The 26,066-nt window shown below is 28.4% G+C and carries 22 protein-coding genes; 3 read left to right on the top strand and 19 right to left on the bottom strand.

What is annotated here, in order from left to right; all coding sequences use genetic code 11:
* Nucleotides 1-148: 148 nt before the first annotated feature.
* From RWY47_RS14285 to RWY47_RS14260, 6 genes are all read right to left on the bottom strand, one after another.
* Nucleotides 149-1,513 carry an MATE family efflux transporter gene (locus tag RWY47_RS14285; RefSeq protein ID WP_150842967.1) on the bottom strand — a complete coding sequence of 455 codons (1,365 nt, stop codon included), beginning with the start codon at nt 1,511-1,513 and terminating at the stop codon, nt 149-151.
* A gap of 76 nt (nt 1,514-1,589) precedes the next feature.
* Nucleotides 1,590-2,033, bottom strand: coding sequence for a MarR family winged helix-turn-helix transcriptional regulator (locus RWY47_RS14280; RefSeq protein WP_150842968.1), 444 nt, complete (start codon nt 2,031-2,033; stop codon nt 1,590-1,592).
* Between the two features lie 163 nt (nt 2,034-2,196).
* Nucleotides 2,197-3,129, bottom strand: coding sequence for an alpha/beta hydrolase (locus tag RWY47_RS14275; protein ID WP_167402888.1), 933 nt, complete (start codon nt 3,127-3,129; stop codon nt 2,197-2,199).
* Nucleotides 3,130-3,204: 75 nt separating this feature from the next.
* Nucleotides 3,205-5,448: a glycoside hydrolase family 3 C-terminal domain-containing protein gene (locus RWY47_RS14270; RefSeq protein WP_224170214.1), complete on the bottom strand. Its 2,244-nt coding sequence runs from the start codon at nt 5,446-5,448 to the stop codon at nt 3,205-3,207.
* A gap of 249 nt (nt 5,449-5,697) precedes the next feature.
* Nucleotides 5,698-8,193, bottom strand: coding sequence for a GH39 family glycosyl hydrolase (locus RWY47_RS14265; RefSeq protein WP_224170213.1), 2,496 nt, complete (start codon nt 8,191-8,193; stop codon nt 5,698-5,700).
* Nucleotides 8,194-8,414: 221 nt separating this feature from the next.
* Nucleotides 8,415-8,723 (bottom strand): hypothetical protein, encoded by a 309-nt coding sequence (locus RWY47_RS14260; protein WP_025161899.1) that lies wholly within the window; start codon nt 8,721-8,723, stop codon nt 8,415-8,417.
* Between the two features lie 209 nt (nt 8,724-8,932).
* Between RWY47_RS14260 and RWY47_RS14255 the strand changes: the two genes are divergently transcribed.
* Nucleotides 8,933-9,796 carry a YitT family protein gene (locus RWY47_RS14255; RefSeq protein ID WP_224170212.1) on the top strand — a complete coding sequence of 288 codons (864 nt, stop codon included), beginning with the start codon at nt 8,933-8,935 and terminating at the stop codon, nt 9,794-9,796.
* 46 nt (nt 9,797-9,842) lie between these two features.
* On the opposite strand, the gene RWY47_RS14250 is transcribed toward RWY47_RS14255, so the two are convergent.
* From RWY47_RS14250 to glpT, 4 genes are all read right to left on the bottom strand, one after another.
* Entirely contained in the window at nt 9,843-12,080 is a 2,238-nt protein-coding gene (locus RWY47_RS14250) for an ABC transporter permease (RefSeq protein ID WP_224170211.1), read from the bottom strand.
* Nucleotides 12,080-12,778 (bottom strand): ABC transporter ATP-binding protein, encoded by a 699-nt coding sequence (locus RWY47_RS14245; protein ID WP_224170210.1) that lies wholly within the window; start codon nt 12,776-12,778, stop codon nt 12,080-12,082. Before RWY47_RS14245 ends, RWY47_RS14250 begins: the two co-directional genes overlap by 1 nt.
* Complete coding sequence (locus tag RWY47_RS14240; RefSeq protein ID WP_224170209.1) at nt 12,778-13,404, bottom strand: TetR/AcrR family transcriptional regulator; 627 nt, start codon at nt 13,402-13,404, stop codon at nt 12,778-12,780. Before RWY47_RS14240 ends, RWY47_RS14245 begins: the two co-directional genes overlap by 1 nt.
* A 161-nt stretch (nt 13,405-13,565) precedes the next feature.
* Nucleotides 13,566-14,894 (bottom strand): glycerol-3-phosphate transporter, encoded by a 1,329-nt coding sequence (gene glpT / locus RWY47_RS14235; RefSeq protein ID WP_035116760.1) that lies wholly within the window; start codon nt 14,892-14,894, stop codon nt 13,566-13,568.
* Between the two features lie 303 nt (nt 14,895-15,197).
* On the opposite strand from glpT, the gene RWY47_RS14230 reads away from it, so the two are divergent.
* Nucleotides 15,198-15,872 (top strand): hypothetical protein, encoded by a 675-nt coding sequence (locus tag RWY47_RS14230; protein ID WP_021433291.1) that lies wholly within the window; start codon nt 15,198-15,200, stop codon nt 15,870-15,872.
* Between the two features lie 99 nt (nt 15,873-15,971).
* Here the strand turns inward: RWY47_RS14230 and RWY47_RS14225 are convergent, their stop codons facing one another.
* Complete coding sequence (locus RWY47_RS14225) at nt 15,972-16,454, bottom strand: hypothetical protein (RefSeq protein WP_150842974.1); 483 nt, start codon at nt 16,452-16,454, stop codon at nt 15,972-15,974.
* Between the two features lie 98 nt (nt 16,455-16,552).
* On the bottom strand, nt 16,553-17,998 hold the full coding sequence (locus RWY47_RS14220; RefSeq protein WP_224170208.1) for a DEAD/DEAH box helicase: 1,446 nt from the start codon (nt 17,996-17,998) through the stop codon (nt 16,553-16,555).
* A 405-nt stretch (nt 17,999-18,403) separates the two neighbouring features.
* Between RWY47_RS14220 and RWY47_RS14215 the strand changes: the two genes are divergently transcribed.
* Entirely contained in the window at nt 18,404-19,123 is a 720-nt protein-coding gene (locus tag RWY47_RS14215; RefSeq protein WP_224170207.1) for a hypothetical protein, read from the top strand.
* Between the two features lie 35 nt (nt 19,124-19,158).
* On the opposite strand, the gene fsa is transcribed toward RWY47_RS14215, so the two are convergent.
* From fsa to RWY47_RS14180, 7 genes are all read right to left on the bottom strand, one after another.
* Nucleotides 19,159-19,800, bottom strand: a complete 642-nt coding sequence (gene fsa / locus RWY47_RS14210; protein WP_150887408.1) for a fructose-6-phosphate aldolase — start codon at nt 19,798-19,800, stop codon at nt 19,159-19,161.
* Between the two features lie 28 nt (nt 19,801-19,828).
* Nucleotides 19,829-20,224 carry a D-ribose pyranase gene (rbsD, locus tag RWY47_RS14205; RefSeq protein WP_021431045.1) on the bottom strand — a complete coding sequence of 132 codons (396 nt, stop codon included), beginning with the start codon at nt 20,222-20,224 and terminating at the stop codon, nt 19,829-19,831.
* A 62-nt stretch (nt 20,225-20,286) separates the two neighbouring features.
* On the bottom strand, nt 20,287-21,195 hold the full coding sequence (rbsK, locus tag RWY47_RS14200) for a ribokinase (RefSeq protein WP_224170206.1): 909 nt from the start codon (nt 21,193-21,195) through the stop codon (nt 20,287-20,289).
* Between the two features lie 84 nt (nt 21,196-21,279).
* Complete coding sequence (locus RWY47_RS14195; RefSeq protein ID WP_021431047.1) at nt 21,280-22,113, bottom strand: MIP/aquaporin family protein; 834 nt, start codon at nt 22,111-22,113, stop codon at nt 21,280-21,282.
* 178 nt (nt 22,114-22,291) lie between these two features.
* Nucleotides 22,292-23,317: a LacI family DNA-binding transcriptional regulator gene (locus RWY47_RS14190; RefSeq protein WP_224170205.1), complete on the bottom strand. Its 1,026-nt coding sequence runs from the start codon at nt 23,315-23,317 to the stop codon at nt 22,292-22,294.
* Between the two features lie 224 nt (nt 23,318-23,541).
* Nucleotides 23,542-24,024, bottom strand: a complete 483-nt coding sequence (locus RWY47_RS14185; RefSeq protein WP_224170204.1) for a prolyl-tRNA synthetase associated domain-containing protein — start codon at nt 24,022-24,024, stop codon at nt 23,542-23,544.
* Nucleotides 24,025-24,263: 239 nt separating this feature from the next.
* Complete coding sequence (locus tag RWY47_RS14180; RefSeq protein WP_224170203.1) at nt 24,264-26,066, bottom strand: adenine deaminase; 1,803 nt, start codon at nt 26,064-26,066, stop codon at nt 24,264-24,266.

The raw sequence follows: 26,066 nt of genomic DNA, 5'->3' as shown, positions 1-26,066 counted from the left end.
GCCCCATTGTATATAGTTAAATAAAAGAACCGCCTTTGAATCATACTATAAGTATAATTTCAAAGGCGGTTCTTTTATTTATATAAGCATTTATTGCAATCAAAAGCTATTGATATGAATTAAATTTTTTATTATATTTGTCTTATACTTAGTAAGTTACATCTATAACTTTGTTTTCTCTTGATAACTTCTTTGATAAAATCGTAAAATAAATTACACATAATATGATTTGTACAATTGTAGACATTGGTGTAGCTAGACCTACTCTAAATAATGATACAGGTATTATTTTGCTCATAAGATATGATACAGGTATCCTTACTCCAAAAGCACCTATTATTCCTTGTATCATTACAAATGTTGTTTTTCCACATCCATTGAAATAACCTACCATACTAAACATAATTGCAGTTAAAAGACAATCTATTCCATACGCTTTCATATATTCCCATGCTGCTAAAACTACATCTTTATCCTTAGAGAACATACCTGCAAGTATATTTCCATGGAAAAATGTAATATAAAACATTACAATACCACAGCATAACGAAGCCGAAATAGCGTAAATAAGAACTTTCTTTGCCCTATCATATTTTTTAGCTCCATAGTTTTGTGCAACAAATGCAGATACAGCTTGAGAAAAAGATGACGGTATTAACATTATAAATCCAACAAGTTTTTCTGCAACACCAATTCCTGCTGATGGAATCACTCCCATTGAATTTCCTATAATCATAATTACAAGAAAAGACATATGCACAAGTCCATCTTGTAGTGCTATTGGCGTTCCATATTTGATTATCTTTGAAGTTAAATTTTTATGAAACTTTATACTGTCCTTAGAAAACTCAAAAGGAAGTCCTCGCTTTCTAATAATAATTATCGATAATATAACACTAATCGCCTGAGCCATTATAGTCGCTAGCGCAGCACCCATAACCGCCATTTTAAATATTCCAACAAATATTAAATCCCCTATAATATTTGTCACACATGCAATTCCTACTGTGATAAGTGGAGTTTTGGAATCACCTAACCCCCTAAATACGCCTCCTATAATATTGTATGCAATTATAAAAACAGACCCTGCGGCGCAAATTTTTATGTATACCGTGGTACTATCAAAGGCCTCTTTTGGAGTATGCATAAAAGTTGAAATAGGTGAAGCAAAGGTAACAGTTAAAATAGTTATAACTATAGCTATGATAGCAAAAATTGAAATACCACTTCCTACAACATCTCCAGCTTCTTTTGATTTACCTTCTCCAAGCTTTTGACCTATAAGTATTGTGATACCCATAGTTAATCCTGTAATTATTACGGTTATAGTCATCATTACTTGACTACCAGTTGAAACTGCAGATACATCTGCCGCATTTCCAAATTGACCTACTATAAGCAAATCAACTGCACCATACATAGTTTGCAAAAATAATGCAAGCAGTATAGGTATAGTAAATTTTAATAAAGGAGAAAATATTTTTCCCTCCGTGAAATTAGATATTTTTGACATTTATCATCCTCCTATTTTTATGTTTTGCACAAAACAATATTTGTGTAAGTATAACCGTTATTTAAAATTTAAACGGTTATTCTAGACTATTTCTTATTTTATTAAGTACATTTTGAAATACTTTTACTTCTTCTTTCGTTATATTTTCTGATAGCTTATTTTCTATTAAATCAATTGCATCAGATATTTTTTCATAAATCTTTATAGACTTTTCTGTTAAAACTATTTTTTTTAATCGTCCATCTTCCTTAACAAGTACTCTTTCTATCAAACCACTTTTTTCCATGTTGTTTAGCATTAAACTAATTGAGGAGCGTTTTAGGTCAAATACACTCTCTAGATCCTTTTGAAATACGTCCTTATCCTTACCTTCATTACATATAAAATCTATTACATACGCCTGTGATATAGTTAAATTATCATCAATTGCACTGATTACACAAGCATCCATCTTCCTTGAAATTATGTGATGAATTTTACTAATATCAAGACCTAACTTAAGCTTTTCTTTATTTATCATATAAACACCTCAACATAAATTTGTTTAGTACAAAACAATATTAACTATTCTTACTCTTTATGTCAATAAAATATTATTAAATTTTTAAGTGATGTCTTATATTTTTTTAATATTTTAATTATATAAAAAGCCCATATCTTAAATCAAGATATGGGCTTTCTTTCTATCCTTTTATAAATTCTACAACTTCTTCTATTAATTCATACGCTTGAGGACAGTTTCCTGTATTATCTATAAATGCATGTCTAGTATTTTTATATAAACTAAATTTTACTTCATTCCCCGCTTTTTCTAATTTTTCAGCATATTTTAATGAACTTTCATGTAAGAAATCTAAGTCTCCAACAACTATAAAAGCACTAGCTAAATTGCTTAAGTCATCACAATGCATTGGTGAAACATACTTGTCTGTAGCCTTAGTTTTTCTCTTTAAATACCATTCGAGAATTACTTCACTAAATATTTTTGCCATTTTATCGCTATTATCCACCTCCATAGATTGCAAATCTGTTGCTGGATAAAGTAATATCTGCTTAGCTATGTTAAACTCTTTTCTATCTCTAGCCATTATAGAAATAACAGCCGAATAGTTTCCTCCTGCACTATCTCCTGATACTATAACATTATCTGTGTCTATATTTAATTCATCTTTATTTTCAATGGCCCATTTTACAGCCGCATAACAATCTTCTACACCTGTTGGGTATGGATTTTCTGGTGCTAATCCGTAATCTACTGATATAACTAAAGTATCAGCCTTATCAGATATAGCCTTACAGTAATCATGAACTGCATCTATAGACCCCGCAAACCATCCTCCACCATGTATGAATATCATTGCTGGTCTTTTTTTATCTTCATCAGGCTTATAAATTCTTATTCTAATATCATTTTTATATCCTTTGATATTTTTCTCTTCAACTATTATAGGTCTAGAGCTTATATCTTTACTCAAACCACCCATCATTGATCTTAATTTTTTCACATTCGATTTCATCCATAACTTACCTACAAAAGTAGGCATTTTTATATAATCACCCGCAAATCCTTCATTTTCAATTTCTATAAAGTCAAAATTTTTCTCAGTATATTTCACAAGTATACGCTCCTTATCTGAATTTCTACTTACAGTCAATTTGCTCATTAGTAAACTAATTTTTCACTTATAATGTTAACTATTTATACTTTCAATTATTCTGTCTACAAGCTGTTGACCCCCATCAGGATTAAAAGTAGCTAAAGCTCTAAGTGGCATGAACTTCATCATTTCTTCAAACATATTGCCCTCCCCTAGACCACTTGTATCTCCTCCAAAACTTTGTATCATTGCATTAATTATCTGTTGAACTTCAGGAAGATGTGCTATGTCTCCTAAAGCTGTATTTTTAGTAACAATAGTTTTAATAGGTGAAGTAGTATTTACTGTTATTACTTCTTTTAAAACTATTTCTCTTGAAGATTTTCCTATTAAAATTTCAAATTCTCCACTTTCTACATGCCAATCACCTAAATCAACATTATAGTATGCGAAACTTCTCTTATTTAATATAAATGTAACTTCTTTTTCTTCTCCTGGCTCTAGCCCTATTTTTTCAAATCCTTTTAACTCTTTTTCTGGTCTTGTTACACTACTTTCCTTATCTCTTATATATAACTGTACTATTTCTTTTCCAAATACATCCCCAATATTTTTTATATTTACACTTACAGTCACTTTTTCAGTATCATCTATTTCATTTTTACTTATTTTTAAATTACTATATTCAAAGTTTGTATAGCTTAGTCCATATCCAAATGGGAATAATACATCCATTGCTTTTTTATCGTAATATCTATATCCTACAAATATTCCTTCTTTGTATTCTACTTTATCTACTTCCCCTGGAAAATTTAAATAAGATGGGTTATCAGATAATTTAAGTGGAAATGTTTCTGCTAACTTACCACTTGGATTAACTTCACCATACAATAGATCACATATAGCTTTACCACTAGCTTGCCCTGTTAAATAAGCTTCAAGTATTGCTTTTACATCACTTACAAAAGGCATTTCTATTGGAGATCCATTACTTAAAATTACCACTATGTTTTCATTTACAGATTTTAATGTTTTTACTAAATTATATTGATTTTTAGGTATATTTAAATGTGTTCTATCGAATCCTTCGGACTCATATCTTTCTGGAAGTCCAATAAATAAAATAACCTTATCAGCTTCTATAGCCAATTTTTTAGCTTCTTCTGCTAAATCATAAATAGTATCATCTATGCTTAAATCATATCCTCTAGCATATCTTACATTTTCAGGTCCTGCGAAGTTTACTATTTCTTCATATGCATTATCCACTTTAGTTGGATTTATATGAGAACTTCCTCCACCTTGGTATCTAACCTTAGTTGCAAGCTCACCTATAACCGCTATATTTTCTTCTTTTTTAAGAGGAAGTATTTTTTCTTCATTCTTAAGAAGCACCATGCATTCTCCAGCTATTTTTCTAGCTAATTCATGATGTTTTTCTTTGCTGTATATAACATTTTCTCCTTTATTTTCTACTGCTTTAAATATTATATTTAATATTCTTTCTACTGCTTCGTCTAAAACTCCTTCACTTAATCGATTTCTTTTAACTGCTTCAACTATTAAATTATCTCCCATACCTCCGTCAGCTGGCATTTGAAGTTCTAGCCCTGAAGATAAACCTTTATCTCTATCATTTACTGCACCCCAGTCAGACACAACGAATCCTTCAAATCCCCACTCATTTCTCAATATTTCTGTAAGTAATCTATAGTTTTCAGAGCAATATTCGCCATTTAACTTATTATATGCACACATTACAGTCCATGGCTGAGCTTCTTTTACAGCAGTTTCAAAACTTGCTAAGTATATTTCTCTTAAAGTCCTTTCATCAACTATTGTATCTATAGTCATCCTTCTATGCTCTTGGTTATTAGCCGCAAAGTGTTTTAAAGATGTCCCAATACCCTGACTTTGTGTTCCTTGTATTTGATTCTTAGCCATTTCACTGCTTAAATATGGATCCTCTGAATAATATTCAAAGTTTCTACCACATAAAGGCGATCTTTTTATATTCGCTCCTGGTCCTAATACTATTGACACATTCTCAGATTGACATTCTTCTCCTATAGCTATTCCAAGCTCTTTTACTAAATCTCTATCAAATGAGCAAGCAAGTGCTGATGCTGTTGGGAAGCAAGTAGCCTCTACACTTTCATTTATCCCTAGATGATCTGCTCCTTCTGATTGTTTTCTTAAACCATGAGGTCCATCGGTCATAATTATTGATGGTATGTTTAGTCTCTCTATCGGCTTAGTATTCCAGAAATTTAAACCTGAGCATAATGATGCTTTCTCTTCTAAGCTCATTTGTTTTATTAGTTCTTTAATGTTCATTTCTAAATTCCCCTTTTATTTTTAAGTTTATAAATTTTATTTTTTTAACTATCATAAAAAATATTATGTAGTTTTATAATATTCCTTATTTATAATTTTATATTTTAAAAAAATAAATTTCGATTTAATTTTTAATTAATTTCAGGTCAAATCTTAACTTATTTTTATAAAAAATAGTTCAAGGAAAGCATTTTTAATTAAAAAATCACTGCAAATAGATTAAATTTTAACTCTTCGCAGTGATTTTTATTAATATTTTGGTTTTATAGTATAAAATTTGACTTCATGTGGTTCTAAGTTATCATTTATAATATAGTTATTATTTATATATTTATTGTACTTCTTTATTTCTATCATTGAGTTATTATTTATATAATCTACATCCTCTTCATCTAAGTACTTAGGACTTCCCATATTAATCCACGTATCAAAAGAAGATCCATATTCTTTGCTAATCTTATACTCTTTAAATAAATACTCTCCTGGTTCAATATTTTTAAGACTCAATCCAATACCTTTTTCTATATTATTAAATACATTATACCTATCTATTTTACTTATTTGAGAAATATCTCCTCCAGAATAAATATTGTCAAAGTGACAATAATTATAAATCATAATTTGATATGTATCATATTTTTGGGTAATAATATACCCATCACCAATACCTATTAATTTATTACCTAACTTATTTAAAAGTTCATAGGCATAAAAAGCAGATTTTTTAATTCCATTGTTTGCTATAAGCCCTAAACCGCCATGAAATACATCTTCATATATTCTAAACTCTTCTAATAAATCAGTAGCTGACCAATATCCAAATCCATCTAATTCATCTAAATTTTCAATAATATTTTTGGTAATGTAGCTAGCCTTGTATAAAGTATCATTAGTAAAATCTCTATGTGATGGGGTTGAATTCCATTCTGTCATATATATACTAATTTTTTCTAACTCGAGATTTTTCAACGTATCCTTAATTTTATTTATTAAGAGTTTAAGATAATTTTCATTTTTATTGATACATATTTTAACTTCATTGCCTAATAAATAATCAGTTATGCCTTCATCTAAATAATCTATCGGATAACTATGAAAAGTTATAAAATCTGGTCTGCAATTATTTTCTATACAATAATCTAAATGTTTTTCCAACCAGTTATTGTTTAAAATATTGTATCCTAATATAGAAGGTCCTCCTACTTTAAATCTGCTATTTACAGACTTTATAGTATTGTACGTCTCTTTAAAAAACGCATCATAGTAACCTTCTTTATCAAATCCAAAAACTAAATCTATATCAGGCTCATTCCAAACCTCAAAATACCAAGAACTAACTTCCTCAAATCCATATTTATTTACACAATGTCTAATAAAATTTTCAACTAATAAATTCCATAGCTTAATATCTTTAGGCTCACTAATAACACTTTTTGTGTAAAAAATTGACTTGTTTGTATTAAGCGCAAGTTTGGATGGCATAAATCCAAGTTCTACAAAAGGCTTTAAATTTATACTCAATAGAAAATCAAAAAGCTTATCTATATATGTAAAGTTAAAACTAGGATTATTATTTTTTTCATCATAAACCATCATACTATCATCGAAAATTCCATGAAATCTAATATATTTAAATCCAATCTTACTTTGAATCTCTCTTAGATGCTCTTGTACATCTTTCATCAAACCTTCTTTAGCCTTTCCTATTGTAATTAAATTTTTCCATGTATTGTTTATACTTTTAATTGTTTTGCTTACATCAACATCTACAACATTTTCAACCTTATCTATTATTTCTAAACCTTTTGCATCTTCTTGAACCTTTAAATATTTAAAAATAAAATCTATTTGCCTATTTGTATTAAACTCTAAATAATTAATACCTCTATCTGTCTTGCTATTTTTTATTTCATTTATATTACAAAATTTTTTCCTATAGTTGCTAGGTGTTTCTTTGTATATATTCTTAAATAAACTTGTAAATGATTTTACATTTGCAAAACCATTATTTAAAGCTATATCAGTAATGTTATAGTCGGTATTAACTAAATCTTTCATTGCATGTTCTAGCCTTATAGAATTAAGATATGTTAGAAAATTTACTCCCATATGTTTTTCAAAAAATTTACTAAAATATTGAGGCGATAAGTACTCCATTCTAGATATACTATTTAGAGTTATATCTTCTTTATAGTTTTTTTGTATATGTGAAATTACTCTATTCAACCTATCTATATGTTTATAATTTTTATTTTCTGTTTTTGTTTTTGTACTATTCTTAAATCTGTTTATTAGTATGTATACTAACTCATTTAGCAATGAGTTTATTTTTATGTTATACCCGTTGCTTTGTTTTAAATAGTTATATGTTATTTCTGATAGTATTTTTCTAATTAATATAAATCTTTTATCATCTTTAGTATATTCAAATGATTTACAGTTGAAGTTTATTTTATCAATATCTTCATATAAATCATTAAATGATGATAGATCTATTTGAATTGCTATTACTATATTATTTTTTTCAGACTTTATTGAATGTATTTCTTTTGAGTTTATTATTATTAAATCATCTTCTTGTAGATTATACTTTTTCCCATCAACTAATAAATCTACTTCCCCATTTGCCACTAATAATATTTCTATGCTTTCATGCCAGTGACTTTGAACAACATCTACTTCATGAATAAATATATTTACTGGTAATGATTCATTAAACTTTATAGTTTCGTATATATACCTCATTTTTTACCTCACTACTTATATTATATAAATTTTATATTATATCCATTTGTTTAATTTAATCTTACCATATTACTATTTATTTTTATAACCCAAATACTACGTTAGTTGATATAGTATTATAAATCTAGTTAATAAAAACCGTATAAAAAAAGGCAGATTTCTCTGCCTTTTACATTAAATTTGATATTTTCAATACCTTTATTTATCTATTTGTTTTTAACTTAAAAATATCCTTTTTCAATACCTTCTTTATATTGTTTTTCTCGATACTCCCTATTATAAGCTTTATCTTTAAATTCATTAACTTTACTGATATCAAAGAAACTTTCCTTAAGCTCTCTTCCTCCTGTTATGGTTATAATAAAACAACTTTCAACTTCATTGGAGTCTGATAACTCTACACAATAATGCTTAAGTTCATCTTTAATAGCACTCATATACTCGCTTACCCTCGGGATATAATATTTAAAATTATGATTATCTAAGAATTCTACGAGTTCCTCTCGAGTATTAAAACTATAGTTCTTCATATGTATCTCCTTTTTAAAATTATGTTTATATATTTATTATCTCTTCTTTTTTTATAATTATTAAATATTCCACATTTAATTATCATATGCGTATATATTTTTATCTATATTAACATTTTATACAAGATTTCATGATATACTTAAATATGTGGAAATTGTTGTAAAACCAATCAAAACGTTTCCAAGTTTAAAAAGGATGGTGATGGGAATTGATTTTAAAAGATAAGAAATACAAGTATCTTTTTGAACTTATAATTTTAGCATTAGGATGTTTTATAATGTCTGTCGGACTTAATATGTTCTTAGAGCCATATATGATAGCGTCAGGGGGACTTACAGGTCTTGCAATAGTCCTTAAAAATATTTTTAATACTCCTTTATGGCTTATAAACTTAGTTTTTAATATACCTCTGTTTATATTTGGAGTTAAGATCCTTGGTAAAAAAGATGCTATAAAGACTTTAATAGGAATTTTATTACTTACATTTTTCTTAAAGGTTACAGAACCACTAACTTCAGCTTTTCAAACTAATGATATATTATTATCATCAATTGCAGGTGGTATAGTTGTTGGTATAAGTCTTGGAATGTTGTTTAGAATAGATGCATCTACTGGCGGAACAGAACTTGCTTGTCTTATTTTAAATAAGGTTTTTCCATTTATATCTATTTCCGTGTTCATGTTTATAATAGATGGATTAGTAATAGTTTTAGCAGGGCTTGTTTCAAAAAATATTCAAATAGCTCTATATGCTATAATATCTTTATATATTTCAGTCAAGATTTGTGACACCATTGTTGAAGGATTTGATTTTTCTAAATCTTTTATAATTATAACTGATAATCCAGATGAGATTTCTGATTCAATCATGAAAAATTTAGAAAGAGGAGTTACTTTTTTAGAAGGTCGTGGAGGATATTCAAAACAAAAGAAAGATGTTTTATTAGTTGTAGTTTCTCGACGTGAAGAAGTTATTTTACGAAAACTTGTTAATGAAATTGATCCTTTAGCCTTTGTTATAATAAATAATGCTTATGAAGTACTTGGAGAAGGTTTTACTAGAAAAGTTTAGTATAAGATACTAAAGCCATGAAGATATTAATCTTCATGGCTTTTTATTAATCTTTTTGTGTTTTTAGAGCTTCACTTAAAGCTATTTTTTCAATTTTTCTTGAACATATAGACTTCGATATCTCAAAGGTAAGAGCTATTATAACAAAACCTATAAGTATATAAGGTAAATTAATTTTAGCCTCTAGAGCTATGTCAAGTTTCTCAAATATTTTAAATATCAAATTTATTATGATATACCCAATAGGTACACCTATAATATATCCAATTATTACATAAACCCTTGACCCATTTAACATCATTGAGTTTATTTCTTTTTTCTTATACCCAAAGACCTTCATAAGGGCTATATGATTTTTATTTTCTTCTATACTTGTAGATGCTATTATATATACTATAATTATACCTATAATAAAGGCTACAACTGCGATTCCATATATAAATGCTTCCATTAAATCCATATAATCTGCTAGCATATCTTTCATATTACTAGGAGTATTTACCATATACACTGAATCTTTATCTAATTTAATAGGTGTTTTTGAAATAATTGCACTATGATCTCCTTTTTTAAGCCCCATCATTTTATTGAAGTTATCTATTGAAGTAAATACATAGTCTCCTGAATTTGTTTTAGCAATATCAGTAATTTTTATAGAATATTTTTTGTCATCAAGTATATTTATAAAAGATAGTTTATCCCCAATATCTAATTTATATTTTTTTGCCATTTTAGAAGAAATAATAAATTTATTATCATTAATGTTTATTTCTTTTCCATGTTTATCTTTTAAACTTACCATTTGTGAGTTTTTACTTACTCCTAATAACTCAAATTTATCTTTTAGAGTACTATCGATTGCAAATCTAATTCCCGATATCTCCTCTGAACCCACAGGAGGTTTATCTGTTGTAGGCTGTTTTAATATATATTCATAGTTGTAGCTAAACACATCATTACTATCTTGATTAATTGCATAATCCATTGAACATTTGGCAATAAATCCATACATCAAAAATACCGTAGCTATAGCAACTCCAGTTACCAAAAATACTAATCTAGGTATTGAGCGTAATTGTTCTCTTATAGCAAACTTTGTCTTAAATTTGAATTTACTTAAGTTGATTTTTCTTTCAATTTTATTCACTTTTTTACTCTTAATTTCATTGTTCATTAATAATACTGGTGATGATTTCAATACCTTATTAATAGATATGTAACTTCCTACAACAGTAAACAATACGCATAAAATTATTCCTAATATGAAATACACAGGGCTATACGATAATTTTTCAACTGGTATTGGGAAAAATTCAAGAAATAAGTCAAATATATATTTTTGTACTATAAGTCCAATTGTACCTCCAATCACCCCACCAGTTAACGAAAGTATTATAGGGTAGTTTAGATAGTGCCTCATTATTTCTTTTTTTCTATACCCCAATGCATATAATGTACCAATACCTGCCATTTCATTTTTTATCATTCTTCCTAAAACAATGCTTATTAACACAACTGTTATAAGTAATATTATTGTAGGTAATACAATTGAGTATGTACTTATGGCAATAACTTCTATATCTAATACTGATATCTTTAAGTTATTTTTAGCATATACCCAGTCAATTATATTTACTCCATCTTCATTCAAGTAAGTTTTTAAGTTTTTGGATATGTCATATATATTTTGATTTTCATTGTTGTATTTTACTGAATATAAATATGTGCCATTTTGAATATCCTTTTCATTTATTATACCTATACCAAATTTATTTGGATTATTTATAATATCGCCTTCTTTTTCAAGTATATAAGCATAATTTGGTATCCCAATAAATCCTGAAATTTTATAATAAGAATCTCCTATTCGATAATTATCTCCAATATTTAATTTATTTGATTTAGCAAACTGAGGGTCTAAGGCTATTTCTCCACCCTTTGGCATAGAACCTTCTAAAACTGCAGTAATATTTACGTTTTCATTTGGAGTGAATAATCTTAATGTTTTCCCATTTTCTTTATACTCTTTTACAATTGTTTCATCCATTTTTAAATTAAACTTATCTTCCAACTTATTTATATCATTAATTTGGTTTAAAGTATAAAATTCTAAGTCTTCTTGAACATTTTTTGTTACATATTCATCTTTATTATATCTTAAGTTTTGAGCTGTAAGGTTCAGTGCAACAAATAAAAAAACCGATAGTATTAACATATACATCATACCTAAGTATTTTCCCATATTTTCTTTCATTACACGTAATATACTTTTATTTAGCTTCATTACCACTGAACCTCCCTCGCATCAGCCGGGTTGTTGTTAGTAATAGAATCCGTAACCTCACCACTTCTAAATTTATATATTTTATTTGCCATAGCACTTATTGAAGCGTTATGTGTGATTATTAAAATTGTAGTATTGAATTTTCTATTTATATCTTGTATAAGAGAAAGTACATCTATTGCAGACTTATAATCTAGTGCACCTGTTAGTTCATCACAAAATAATATCGCTGGATTTTTTATTACGGCTCTAGCAATTGCAACACGTTGTTGCTCCCCACCAGATAGTTCTTTTGGAAATCTATTTTTTTTATTCATTAATCCTACTGACTCTAGAACTTCATTAATATCAAGAGGTGATTTACTTATATTTTCTATTATTTCTATATTTTCTAATACTGTTAAATGAGGCATTAAATTGTATGATTGAAATATAAATCCTGTTTTTTCACGTCTATATTCTACTAGTTCAGAATCTGATAGTTTAGTAATATCAACTCCATCTACAATTGCCTCCCCACTATCTGATTTATCTAAACCTCCAAGAATATTCATTAAAGTAGATTTTCCACTTCCTGATGGCCCTAATATTACTCCTATATCTCCTTTTTCAATTGATATATTTGTATTTTTTAATGCTATAGTTTCGATATCCTCTGTTTTGTATGACTTGCATAAGTTACTAGTTTTAATAAACATTAGTTTTCTCCCTTATAATATAATTTTTTATAAAAATTTATATAGTCTTCTACTTCTTCAAATAATCTTTTTAAATCTTCTTCATAGTTTTCATATGATAATTTATCTATCCATTTCATTGATAGTCCATCAAATGTAAGTTCAATTGCCTTTACTGCCATATCAATATCAAGATCATCTCTAAATTTTGTTTTATCATAATCACCTATAAAGTTTAATACTATTTCATTTCTATTTTTAAGCATATCTTCTAGCCATTTTTGTGCTACTTGTGAATCATCTGTGTACAAGGTTTGAAAGAATTTAAAAATATATGGATTTTTTTTAAGTATTTCAAACTTAATATGTGCAGCCTGTTTATATATTTCAAAAAAATCAGTTTCATTATTTTCTTTTTCTTTAAACGCTTCATCTTTAATTATATCTATTTGATAATTGCAAATATATAAGTATAATCTTTCTTTATTTTTAAAGTATTGAAATATTGAACCTTTCGAAATTCCTGCTTTTAATACTATGCTATCTACTGTTGCACGTCTATATCCTTTATTGGCAAACACTTCTATTGCTGAATTTATTATCCTAAGTCTTTTTTCACCATCTAGATTTTCAAATGTCTTATTCAATATTATTCCTCCTTATTCCTTGGTATGACTAACTTGGTCATACTTATATATTATTGAATATGACTAAGTTAGTCAACTTTTATGTAGATTAATAAAAATAAAAAAATTAAGGCTATAATCTTTTTAGATTAAAGCCTTAATTATGCTATATTTATATGTAACTAAGCATTAGATTTTTCTTTTATATTATGAGTATTCCATGTAAATGATAAAAATACTATAGATAAGATTGCAGATGCTATTAGCATTATAAATCCTCCATCCCAATTAAACTTATCAACTACCATACCCATTGCTAGCTCAGCTAAAACTTGTCCTCCCATATAGCCAAATAAACCGGTAAACCCAGCCGCAGTTCCTGCTGCTTTTTTAGGTACAAGGTCTAGTGCACTTACCCCTATTAACATAACAGGTCCATAAATTAATGCTCCTATTGATGCTAATGCACAGTTTATAGCAAATGGACTTGTGCTTTTCCAATATACTGCTGTAGCTATAGCTACCCCAACCATACATATAACTCCCATTGGAGCACGTCTACCATGGAATATATGATCACTAATCCACCCAACTATAATAGTTCCAGGTATAGCCGCATACTCAAACAATGCAAATGCTATAGAAGAGTCTTTTGGGTTAAAGTGTCTGACTTCTTGTAAATATGTAGGAACCCAGCTTATAACACCATATCTAACCAAATATACGAAAACGTTTGCAATAGCTATACACCATAAAAGCTTATTGTTTAATACATACTTAAATAAAATTTCTTTAGCAGTAAGCTCTTCTTCAGCATCTTTAACTTCAACCTCGTACTCTGGATAATCATCTTTAAATTCTTCAATTGGTGGTAATCCAACAGATTGTGGAGTATCTCTTGCAAATATAATATATACTAGTCCACCTACAATTGCTATTATTGCTGGTAAGTAAAAAATACCTTTCCATGTTCCAAATAGTGATACCCCAATTAATGCAATTGTAGCTATAAATCCTCCACCTACATTATGTGCAGTGTTCCAAATTGACATTTTAACACCACGTTCACTATCTGAAAACCAGTGAGTCATTATTCTTCCACATGGAGGCCATCCCATTCCTTGAAACCATCCATTTAACAACATTAAAACAAACATAAAAGCAATATTAGTTGTGTTTGGTAAAAACAAGTTTACTATACCTGATAATATAAGCCCTATTGCCAAGAAATATCTTGGATTAGATCTATCAGATACATTTCCCATTACAAATTTACTAATACCATAAGATAATCCAAGTGCTGATGCAACAAATCCTATCTCAACTTTTGTAAACCCCTGTTCTAAAAGATATACTTTAGATAAAGCAAAGTTACTTCTTACAAAATAGTATATAAGGTATCCTACATAAATACTAATAAACATCTGGATACGATATTTTTTATAAGCAGAATCTATTTCTTTTTCTGGTAGCCTGCTTATGTATGGAGCTGGCTTTAAAAATTTTAACATTAAAAATCCCCCTTTTTACGTTAAAAAAGCCAAGCTAAGCCTATGTTAATATTGTTAAAATAGTAACATCCTAAGGCTTGTGCTTGACTCCTGTTCTCTAACGCACGTTATATATTGTAATTTTTCTAACTTTATGTCCTCACTATAAAAGGTATCACATGATGATTCGTTTTTCAACATTTTTTTACAAATATCCATATTAAATATTCATAATAAATTTATTTCGTTAAAATATAGCAAATTTAACATTCCTAATTTATAATTAATGATAAAATATTAAAATTATTAAGGAGGCTTTTATCTATGAAGCAACGACCAAAATCCATAGATGGTACACTTAGAAAATCGTTTTTACGTGTTCCTGAGGTTATTAGAGAATGTAGTGGTATAAATATTTTTGGAAAACGAATAAAGTCACTTGTTTTTTCAACTGACTTGGCTATTATAAAAAATGTAAATGCAGACGCAGTAATAGCTGTATATCCATTTACTCCTCAGCCAATAATTACACAATCTATTATTATGGCTTCTGATATCCCTGTTTTCGCAGGAGTTGGTGGCGGTCTTACAAAAGGAATACGCTCAATAATGTTAGGCACTAACGCTGAATTACAAGGTGCTATTGGTGTCGTTGTTAATGCCCCCACAACAAACGGTGTAGTTAGAGCTTTATCTAATGCACTTGATATACCTGTTGTTGTTACGATTGTAAACGACGATACAAATATTCAAGAAAGAATAGATGCTGGAGCAACTATTTTTAATGTTTCAGCTTCTTCTGATACTCCTCGGATAGTTGCAAAAATTAGAGAATCTTACCCTGATTTTCCAATAATAGCTACAGGTGGTCCAACTGATGAAAGTATAAGAAAAACAATAGCCGCTGGTGCAAACGCAATCACTTGGACTCCACCTTCTGTTGCTGAATTGTTTAAAGATGTCATGACTTCTTATAGGGAAAATGCAAATTCTCATTAGTATATAACTTTCGTAATTTATCAATTTCAATCAAAATAATAAGAGGTACCCCAAGAATTGCATATGCATATCTACTGGATACCTCTTATTATTTTTAAATTAAAATGCGCATTCTATAAAGTTTATATTTCTATATTCTACAGCCATTGGTACAAATCTAATATTACCAGATTGACAAGCTATTCTAAATCCTTGAATACTCCTACGATCACTTCTATCCACTATCATAAAGAAATTAGAAGGACTAAATCCTCTTCTCATTACTATTCTAACTATTGCCATCCTTCTACAATTACCTATAGTAAACTGTCCACCCTCAGGTGATATAAAAGTTTCAGGTGATTGCGCTGGATCAGGCATCATAAAATCTACTTCTGTATCTATTTCTGAATCGCTATTATCATCATATTCATCGTAGACCTCGTAATTTTGAAAATTCATAGAAGGCTCAAGCAAACTAGCAACTTCTAAGTATTCATTTTTAATATCCACATCAGGTCGTACATTTTGTAATTCTCTAAGATATACAGCCATAAACTTCCAATAATTATCCCAATATTCTTGCCAATAATTTCTTTCCATTGTTGATTCTCCTTTTTATGATATAAATATTGTTCTATATATCATATGAAAATTTCTGACAATGGTTCTTATTTATCCGAAGCAATTTATTTTTCAAATTACATATCTGCTCTAGTTACTTTTCTTGGTCTACCTTTTATATTTTTAGTTTGCAGTGCTTTTAACACCATCTCCCCTTTGTTGTTTAATATTTCAACATAAGTAGATATATCAAGTACACTTATAACTCCAATGTCTTCAGCCTTCATACCTTCGATGCTACAAAGTGTACCTACTATATCAACAGGTCTCATCTTAGTTTTTTTACCCGCATTTATATGAATCTTCATTATTTCTTGGCTTAGATTAGCACCTTTATCTTCTTTAACTTTTTGTCTTTGCTCTAATTTTTTATCAAATTCTGGCTTTAAACTCATTACAAGTCTTTTACTTGGTTTCATTTTCATTGTTAATTCCTTACCTGTATAAGAGTATATCTCAAACATACGTCTTTCATCAGATTTCATAACAAAAGTAATAGATCTTCCCTCTTTACCTGCACGACCTGTTCTGCCTATTCTATGAACATAGTTTTCTCTTAAAACAGGTACATCGTAATTTATTACATGAGTGATATTATCTATATCTATACCTCTAGCCGCTACATCTGTTGCTATTAAGTATCTAAAATATCCTTTTTTAAAGTTATTCATTACTTTAATTCTCTCATCTTGTTCCATTCCTCCATGTATTTTATCACATGGATATTTAAGTTTTCTTAATTCATTGTATAAAGACTCTACCTTAACTTGTGTATTGCAAAAAATAACACAGCTATCTGGATTTTCTATTGTTGTTACATCTTTTAATAAATTTAATTTTCCTGTTTCTTCTATGTTATACCCATCTTGTTGTATTCTATCAACAGTTAATGTTTTTGCTTCAATTTCTATTGTCACATGATTTTTCATATATTTTTTTGATAATCTATTTATATCATCTGGCATAGTTGCTGAAAATAGCATAGTCACACGATTCTTAGGTAGTAATGAAATTATCTCTTCTACTTGCTCTAAAAATCCCATACTAAGCATCTCATCAGCTTCATCTAGTACAAGATATTTTATGTTATCAGTTATAAAGTTGCCTTCTTTGATATGGTCTATTGTTCTACCTGGAGTTCCTACTACTATATGAGTCTTTTGTTTTAACTCTTTTGCCTGTAATGAAAAAGATGATTTACCATAAAGTGCTGGTACTTTTATTCTTTTAAATCTTCCTATGTTAAATACATCTTCCTTAACTTGTATTGCAAGCTCTCTTGTCGGTGTAAGTATTAATGCTTGTGGTTTATTTTCCTCCCAATCAACTAACTCACATAGTGGTATTGCAAATGTTGCTGTTTTACCACTTCCTGTTTGTGATTTTACTAATACATCTTTATTTTCTAGTGCAACTGGTATTACCTCTTGCTGAACTTTGGTTGGTGTCTTATAGTTTAGCATATTAAGTGATTTTAATATTTCATTGCTTAGTTTGTAATCTTTAAAGTTTATATTTGTCATTTATGTGTTCTTCCTTTATGTCATTTTAGTATTTTTATATAGTATTATCCTTCTATTTTTCTATATTCCTTATTTTTCCGTAATACTTAATATATCACAAAAATCATAATTCTCCTAATTATATATTTAATACTTAATAAAATCTATTAAAAAATACATGCTTTATAAATAATTTTTATACATATAATCCATAAATCGCCAACCAAAATTCCAAAATAGTATAACTTATCCCACATTAAAACGGTTAGTTTTTTACAAATCCAATAATCTCTAAAAGAATATGTAACTTATTTAGAATATAAATCATATTATGATTATAGACTAGCTTAATGTTATAAAACTTATATGGCTAGTTTTTCATTTAAAAATTTTTAGTTATGTTTAATCCCCTGGAGGTTAATTTAATTGAAAAAAAAGTTAATTGTTACTATAAATTTTAACACAATGGATTTATCAAAAAATAGATTAACAAAAGAATGGATAGATTATAGGATCGATTTATTTATAAAATACACTTATTTTAGTTTAATTAATCAAACTTACCAAGACTTTTTAGCCTTAATATACTATGATATAAATAGTCAGGATTTGGTTTTAGATGCTCTGTCTAAATACCCTAAACTTGCTGATAATATTATATTTAGACCTATGGCCTCAACTATTGCTTTTGAACAAATATGTGAGGATGACTTTGTGAAAGAATCCATATTTGGATATGACTATTTATATTTAGTTCCTTTTGATTCTGACAATCTAATGCATCCTGAATATCTTCAAAAAATAATAGATTTTGAAACTAAACCAGATACTCAATGTATTATAAATAGGAATGTTTATATTTATGATATATCAACTAATACTATGCTTTCCTTTACTACTCCTGATTATCATTGTGGTTTATATGCATTAATATATGATGTTAATTCATATATTAATGGACTTCGTTATAAATATGCAGATCATGGTTCAGTAGTTCATTTAACTCATGAGTATCTATTACATGAATATGTTATGGTTTTAATACACGGAACAAATATTTTAAATTCATTATCTGCATATCAAGGAATTCCTAAAACACCTGAAGACTTAAAGTCTAAAGCTTTAAAAGATTTTAACTTAATATAAAATAAAAAAGGAGGAACGATTCGTTCCTCCTTATCTTATAGCATATTTTTATAATCAGATAAAAACTTTTCTATTCCTATATCTGTTAATGGATGCTTTGCCATTTGTTTTAATACATTAAATGGTATAGTAGCTATATCAGAACCAGCCATAGCACATTCTGATACATGTATTGGGTTTCTTATACTTGCTGATATTATTTCAGTATTGATACTGTGTACCTCAAATATATTAGCTATATCACTTATAAGATCTACTCCTGTAACGCCTATATCATCTAATCTTCCAACAAATGGGCTTACATAGGTAGCACCTGCTTTTGCTGCAAGTAATGCTTGTTGTGATGAAAATATTAAAGTAACGTTAGTTTTTATATTCTTTTCTGAAAGAATCTTAACTGCCTTTAATCCTTCTATACACATTGGAAGTTTTATGACTATATTTTTATGTAACTTGACTAAGTCCAAAGCTTCTTCTACCATTTTGTCAGACTCTAAACTTATTACTTCAGCACTTATTGGTCCATCAACTATTTCACATATTTCATTTATTACTTCTTTTATATCTCTTCCTTCTTTAGCTATTAGTGAAGGATTTGTTGTTACACCATCTAATATTCCCCAAGTTGCTGCTTCTTTTATTTCTTCTACATTTGCTGTGTCTATAAATATTTTCATAATATGTCTCCTTAATTATTATAAGTTTTTAAAATACTACCCCTGATTTCAATATTATATTTGCATATGGTGTAAATTCACCTGTTCTAACTATAGCCATAGAATCTTTAGTCACTGCTTTAAACTCTTCGTGATCTATTTTAGTTATTTTTATATCTTTAAATCTATTTTCTATTTCTTTATAAAGTTTTGTACTAACTTCTTCCATTTCACAAGCTATTATAACTTCTTCTACTTTTAATTCTTCAAGTACTGTATCTAATGTATCTAAAAATGTTGGTATACCATGCTTTAGTGCTAAATCTATTCTTTCAACATTTTTAGGTATAGGAAGTCCACTATCACATATTGTTAACATATCTGTGTGTCCCATTTTTGATATTACTGATGATATTTCACTGTTTATTAAAACTGATTTTTTCATCTTAAATCTCCTTAATTTATGTACTATTTTTAATTTAGATCTTTATAATTTTAATTATTTTACTAAAATTTATGATTTATAACGTCATATAAGTTCGGTATTGATGTTTGTGCCCCTATATTAGTAACACATAATGCACCTACTTTTGATGCAAAATCCATTGCTTCATCTATATCTTTTCCTTGAGAAAATGCTACTGATAATGCCCCTGTGTAACTATCTCCTGCTGCTGTTGTATCTACAGCCTCTACTTTATATGATTTTTTAAATTCTATTTTATCCTTATCTAAATAAAGACTTCCCTTTGATCCTAATGTAACTATAAGTTGTTTTACACCTTTTTCTATCATTACATTAGCAGCTTTTTTTATATCATCTTCGTTTTCTATTTTCACTCCACTTAATATTTCGAGTTCTGTTTCATTTGGAGTTAATAAATCTACGTTTTTTATAATATCATCACTAAGCTTAACTGCTGGTGCTGGATTTAATATTGTAAACTTTCCTAATTCTTTTGATTTTTCTAAAGCATATTTTATAGTATCTATCGGTGTTTCAAGTTGTATTACAACTATGCTACTTTCTTTTATACCATCTATACATTTATCTATATCTGATTCTGTTAATTCGAAGTTTGCCCCTGGAGACACTACTATAGAATTTTCAGCATTTTTATCTACAGTTATAAGAGCTACCCCGCTTGGTCCTTTTTCAATTTGTACATAATCAGTTTTTACTTTATCAGCCTTTAATTGTTTTAATAAACTTTGTCCAAATCCATCATCTCCAACCTTACCTATCATGTAAACATCTCCACCAAGTCTTGATGCTGCAACTGCTTGATTAGCACCTTTTCCACCTGGTATTTCTTTAAATTTACTTCCTATTAATGTTTGCCCCTTCTTTGGCATCTCATCTACATTTACAACTAAGTCCATATTAAGACTTCCTATTACACATATCTTTTTCATGTTAAATTCTCCTTTTTGTTGTCATAAATTTGTAATATGTTTTCATATTTTTTACATATATCTTACATAATTATATCTTTTTTATTATGCAATTTCATCTATTAATTCACTAGATATACTTTCTTCACTTTCATTTTTGCTAACTAGCTTTATTCCAACAAATGTACCTATCGTCAATCCTATCATAGTATAAAGTCTGTAATCTACAATTCCATCATACATAGCAAGGTGTATTAACCCTGATGTAACTGCTCCCATTATAGGTGCTACCACAGGTATCCATGCATATTTAAAATCAGAGCTTCCCTTACCTGGTATTGGTAGTAATAAGTGAGCTAAACGTGGTCCTAAATCTCTAGCTGGGTTTAATGCAGCTCCTGTTACTCCACCAAACGATGTTCCTACTAAAAATATTAAGCACCCAACAGCTAAAGGCTTTAACCCACTTGGAAATGTATTCGTATCTAGCCCTAATATACAAAATACCAATGCAAAAGTTACTATGTACTCACTAAAGAAGTTTGCTAAATTATTTCTTATAGTTGGTGCTGTTGCAAATATAGTTAACTTAGCTTTAGGATCATCAGTTTTTTCCCAATGATGAATAAATTGAAGATATACTAATAAACCTCCAAACATACCTCCAGCTATTTGAGCTACAATATACCCTGGAACTAAACTCCATTCAAAATTACCTCTAACTGCTTGCATAATTGTAACTGCTGGATTAATATGAGCTCCACTTATATCCCCAAGGCAATATATAACCATTGCAACGGTACATCCCCAGGCAATATTTATTGCTACATTCCCTGCTTGATATGATCCTGATGTTTTTAATGAATTTCCTGCTAAAACTCCACAACCAAAAAATATTAACATTGTTACACCTATGAATTCCGCTAAATATACACTCATTTTAGTTCATCATCCTTTATAATTATTTTTTGTTTAATTCCTTTTTTGATATCGTTTTCCAAGTTATATTTGATATAATATACTACTTTTTTCACTTTTTCAATATTTTTTTCATATTTTTTTCATATTCTTCCACATTTATTCCACTTATATATTTTTACACATAAAAAAATAGAGGCTACTTAGCCTCTGTTTTACTGTTAGTATTTATTAATTTTTCCGAACCTCTAAGTACAATACTTGGTTTTAATACTATATTTTGAGTAGCGTACGGTTCTTCTTCTAAAATTTTCTTTGATAAAACTTCAAAAGCTATTTTTCCCATTTCAGAAGTTTGTCTAGAAACAACACTAATGTTTAATCCTAGATATGTAAAAAATTCTAAATCATCAAACCCTAATAAAGATATATCTTCTCCTATTTTTATATCCATTTCATTTAGTGCATTTATAGCGCCCAACGTCATCATATTATTGCAACTAAATATTGCCGTTACGTCTTTATTATTATTTATTATTTCTTTTGTAAGGTTATACCCCGAGTCAATTTGATAATCTCCTTCGTGGATATAATTTTCATTTATTTCTAATTCATTTACCTTATGCGCTTGTTTATACCCTTCTAACCTAAGTTGAGCTGTTTCATAATCTAGAGGCCCTGTTATCACAGCAATATTTTTATGTCCTTCAGCTATTAAAGTGTCTACTCCATCAAAAGCTCCCTTTTTATTATCACTAAATATTCCATCAAAATCACAAAATATCAAATCTCTATCTATTAATATTATAGGTACTCCCAAAGAATTTAGGTTTTGGACATGCTTTTTAGTAGTTTCTCTATTTCTTATAGTTGTTGTAATTATCAGTCCACATATATTAAAGTCTTTTAATGCATCAATTATTTTCATTTCTTTTTCAATACTTTCACCACTATCAAATGAAAATACATTATAGTTTAATTTATCAGCTTCTTCAGTTAATCCTTTAAGAACATCTGTAAAAAACATATTTGATAAATCTGGAAATACTACTGCAATATTTTTTTCTTTTTCATATATATTTTCTTGTTTTTTTATTTCTTGTATTGCATTCTTGATCAATTCCCTTGTTTCTTGTTTTACATATCCTGATTTATTTAAATATCTAGAGACTGTAGCTATAGATACACCTGATTTGCTAGCTATATCTTTTGTCTTTATATTCATATCATCTTTCCTCAATTCCTTAGATTAATAGTTTCTATTTTTATATTTAATGTATCATTTGTTTTACTATATTATATGATAAGATATTAATTTAGTAAAAATAAATATCTATTCTAAAAAACACCTACTAATAGGTAACTTCTATAAGTAAGTGTTTTTATTTTATTATTTAATATTAATATTTCCAGTTTTATCTGGTTAATCCATACTTAATTTTTTATATTTTATATATTAACCTTAACAACATTATTATCTATATAATCTAAAAACTTAATAAAATCATATCCAGATATATTAAATGTTTCTGTATTTATAGCTGGATGAAAATTAAGATTTTGACCATCTAATAAATCCTTATCTATTATAACTTCTACTACACTATCTTCATCATTTATAATACTAAATGGATTTACACTCCCAGGTGTTACCTTCATTAATTCATACAATTTTTCAGGTGAATCAAATGAAAGTCTACTACTTCCAATTTGTGATTTTATTTCTTTTAAGTCTACAGCTTTATCGTGTTTTGCTACAACTAAATAATTAACACTTTTATTAGAGTTTTTTAAAAACAAGTTCTTACAATGATGTCCAGGCATGTCCTTTGTAACTGCATAAAATTCATCAGCTGTAAACACTTCATCATGTTCTAAAATTTTATATTTTATCCCGAGTTCATCTAATTTATTATATATTTCTTTTTTCATAAGTTACCCCCTGCTGCATTTATATAAGTATATTATTACATATATTTTTTAGTTCATCTATAATTTTTTATTCATTCTTATTTCTTAGAGTGTAAAAAATAGGTTGTCTTAAAATAAAGTTAGCGAAGGATAAAGATGTAAGTTTTAGTGACATTTACAAGCACGTACTATCGCTTGTATGAGCAAAACTTACATCTTTATCCGGAGCATACTCACTTTAAAACAACCTATTTTAATTGCTATAATATAGGACTTAAAACTTCAAAATTATTTACATCTATTAATCCCTTATCAGTAATTTTCCATTTAGGGCTAGTAGATAAAGCTAAGAAGGATAAATGCATAAATGGAGCATGTAAATTTCCACCTAAATCTTTACTTACCATATTTTCTAGTAAATCTATTTTTTCACTAACTTCACTTCCTGTAAGTTCATCTGTAATAAGTCCTCCTACATTTAATCTTAGTTCTTCTAATACTCGACCTTTATTAACAACAGCAATACCTCCGCCCATTTCTATTACCTTGTTAACAGCAACTACCATATCGTTTATATTAGTTCCAACAACAGTTATATTGTGAGTATCATGAGCTATACTCTCTGCAAATGCTCCCTTTTTAAGTCCAAAACCATTAACAAAAGCTTTACCTATATTATTATTTCTCCCATATCTTTCAATACATGCAATATGTAAAATATCATTCGTTATATCTGCTTCTACTACGTTATTTTTAGTTTTCAATTTAACTTCCATACATTCAGTCAAGTTTTGATCAGGTATTGCTTTTATACATCTCGCAACAACTTCTTTTTCCTTACTTATAATTTCTATATCTTTTTCATTTATTTTACCTATTTTAACAGAATTTTTCACACTATTAGGATAAGTATATTTAGGCAAGTCTATCAATAGTTTTTTATTAGAAGCTACAAGCTTTCCTTCTATAAAAACCGCTTCTATATCCATATCATTCAAATCATTTATTATTGAAATATCAGCAACTTTTGATGGAGCTAGTACACCTCTATCCTCTAAATTAAAGTAAGTTGCAGGATTTATTGTCGCCATTTGTATAGCTTCAACAGGGCTTACACCCTCTCTTATAGTTCTTTTTATTATTTCATTCATATGCCCTAATTCTTGTAAATCTTTTGCCACCATATCATCTGTAGCTAATATACATCTTCTTGAATCCAAATGTTCTTCTGTTATTGCTTTTATACATTCCCCCATATTCTTTTGAGTGGATCCCTCTCTCATGAATACATAAACACCTTGTCTTAACTTTTCTATACATTCGGATTTAGTAGTTGTTTCATGGCAAGAACATTTTCCACCAGTGCACACTATATGTGCAGCAAGTTCATTCGAGAACAATTCCGGAGCATTACCATCTACTATTTTCCCTATACTTTTAGCATAAGTAGTCGATGCTAATAAATCTGTTATTATTTCTGGAGTATTGTTGTATACATGTTTTGCATTGCTAAATCCTTGAAGTTCTCCTATACCTATTATATTTTTATAGTTTAGCAAATCTTCCATATCTTTAGAACTAACATCAACTCCTGCTGTTTCAAGACTAGGGCAATCTGGAGTTAACGCAGGAACTACAAATCTTACATAGTTTGGAACATAACTTGCTTCATCTGCCATAGCTTTCATTCCAACAGTACCTAAAGCATTTCCTATTTCATGAGGATCCGCTATCAAAGTTGTAGTTCCTGATGGTATAGAAAGCCTAGAAAACTCAGTAACTGTTAGCATGCTACTTTCAAAATGCATGTGTGAATCTATAAATCCAGGAGACAAGTACTTACCACGGACATCTACTACTATAGTGTTTTCACCTATTAAATCCTCACAATTTCCCACCATTAATATGTATTTCCCATTTATAGCTATATCTCCTGTGTATATCTCTTTAGTCAGTACATTTACAATGTTCCCACCATACAGAACAATATCTGCATGGTGCTTATTACTCATAAGTGTATCTATTAACTCCTTATACTCTATTGCTTGTTTTATATATTTCAA

It is taken from the genome of Paraclostridium sp. MRS3W1, assembly GCF_032465715.1.
GTDB lineage: Bacteria > Bacillota > Clostridia > Peptostreptococcales > Peptostreptococcaceae > Paraclostridium > Paraclostridium dentum.
Note: the sequence above shows the minus strand (reverse complement) of the source record. Positions and strands in the feature narration are given on the sequence as shown.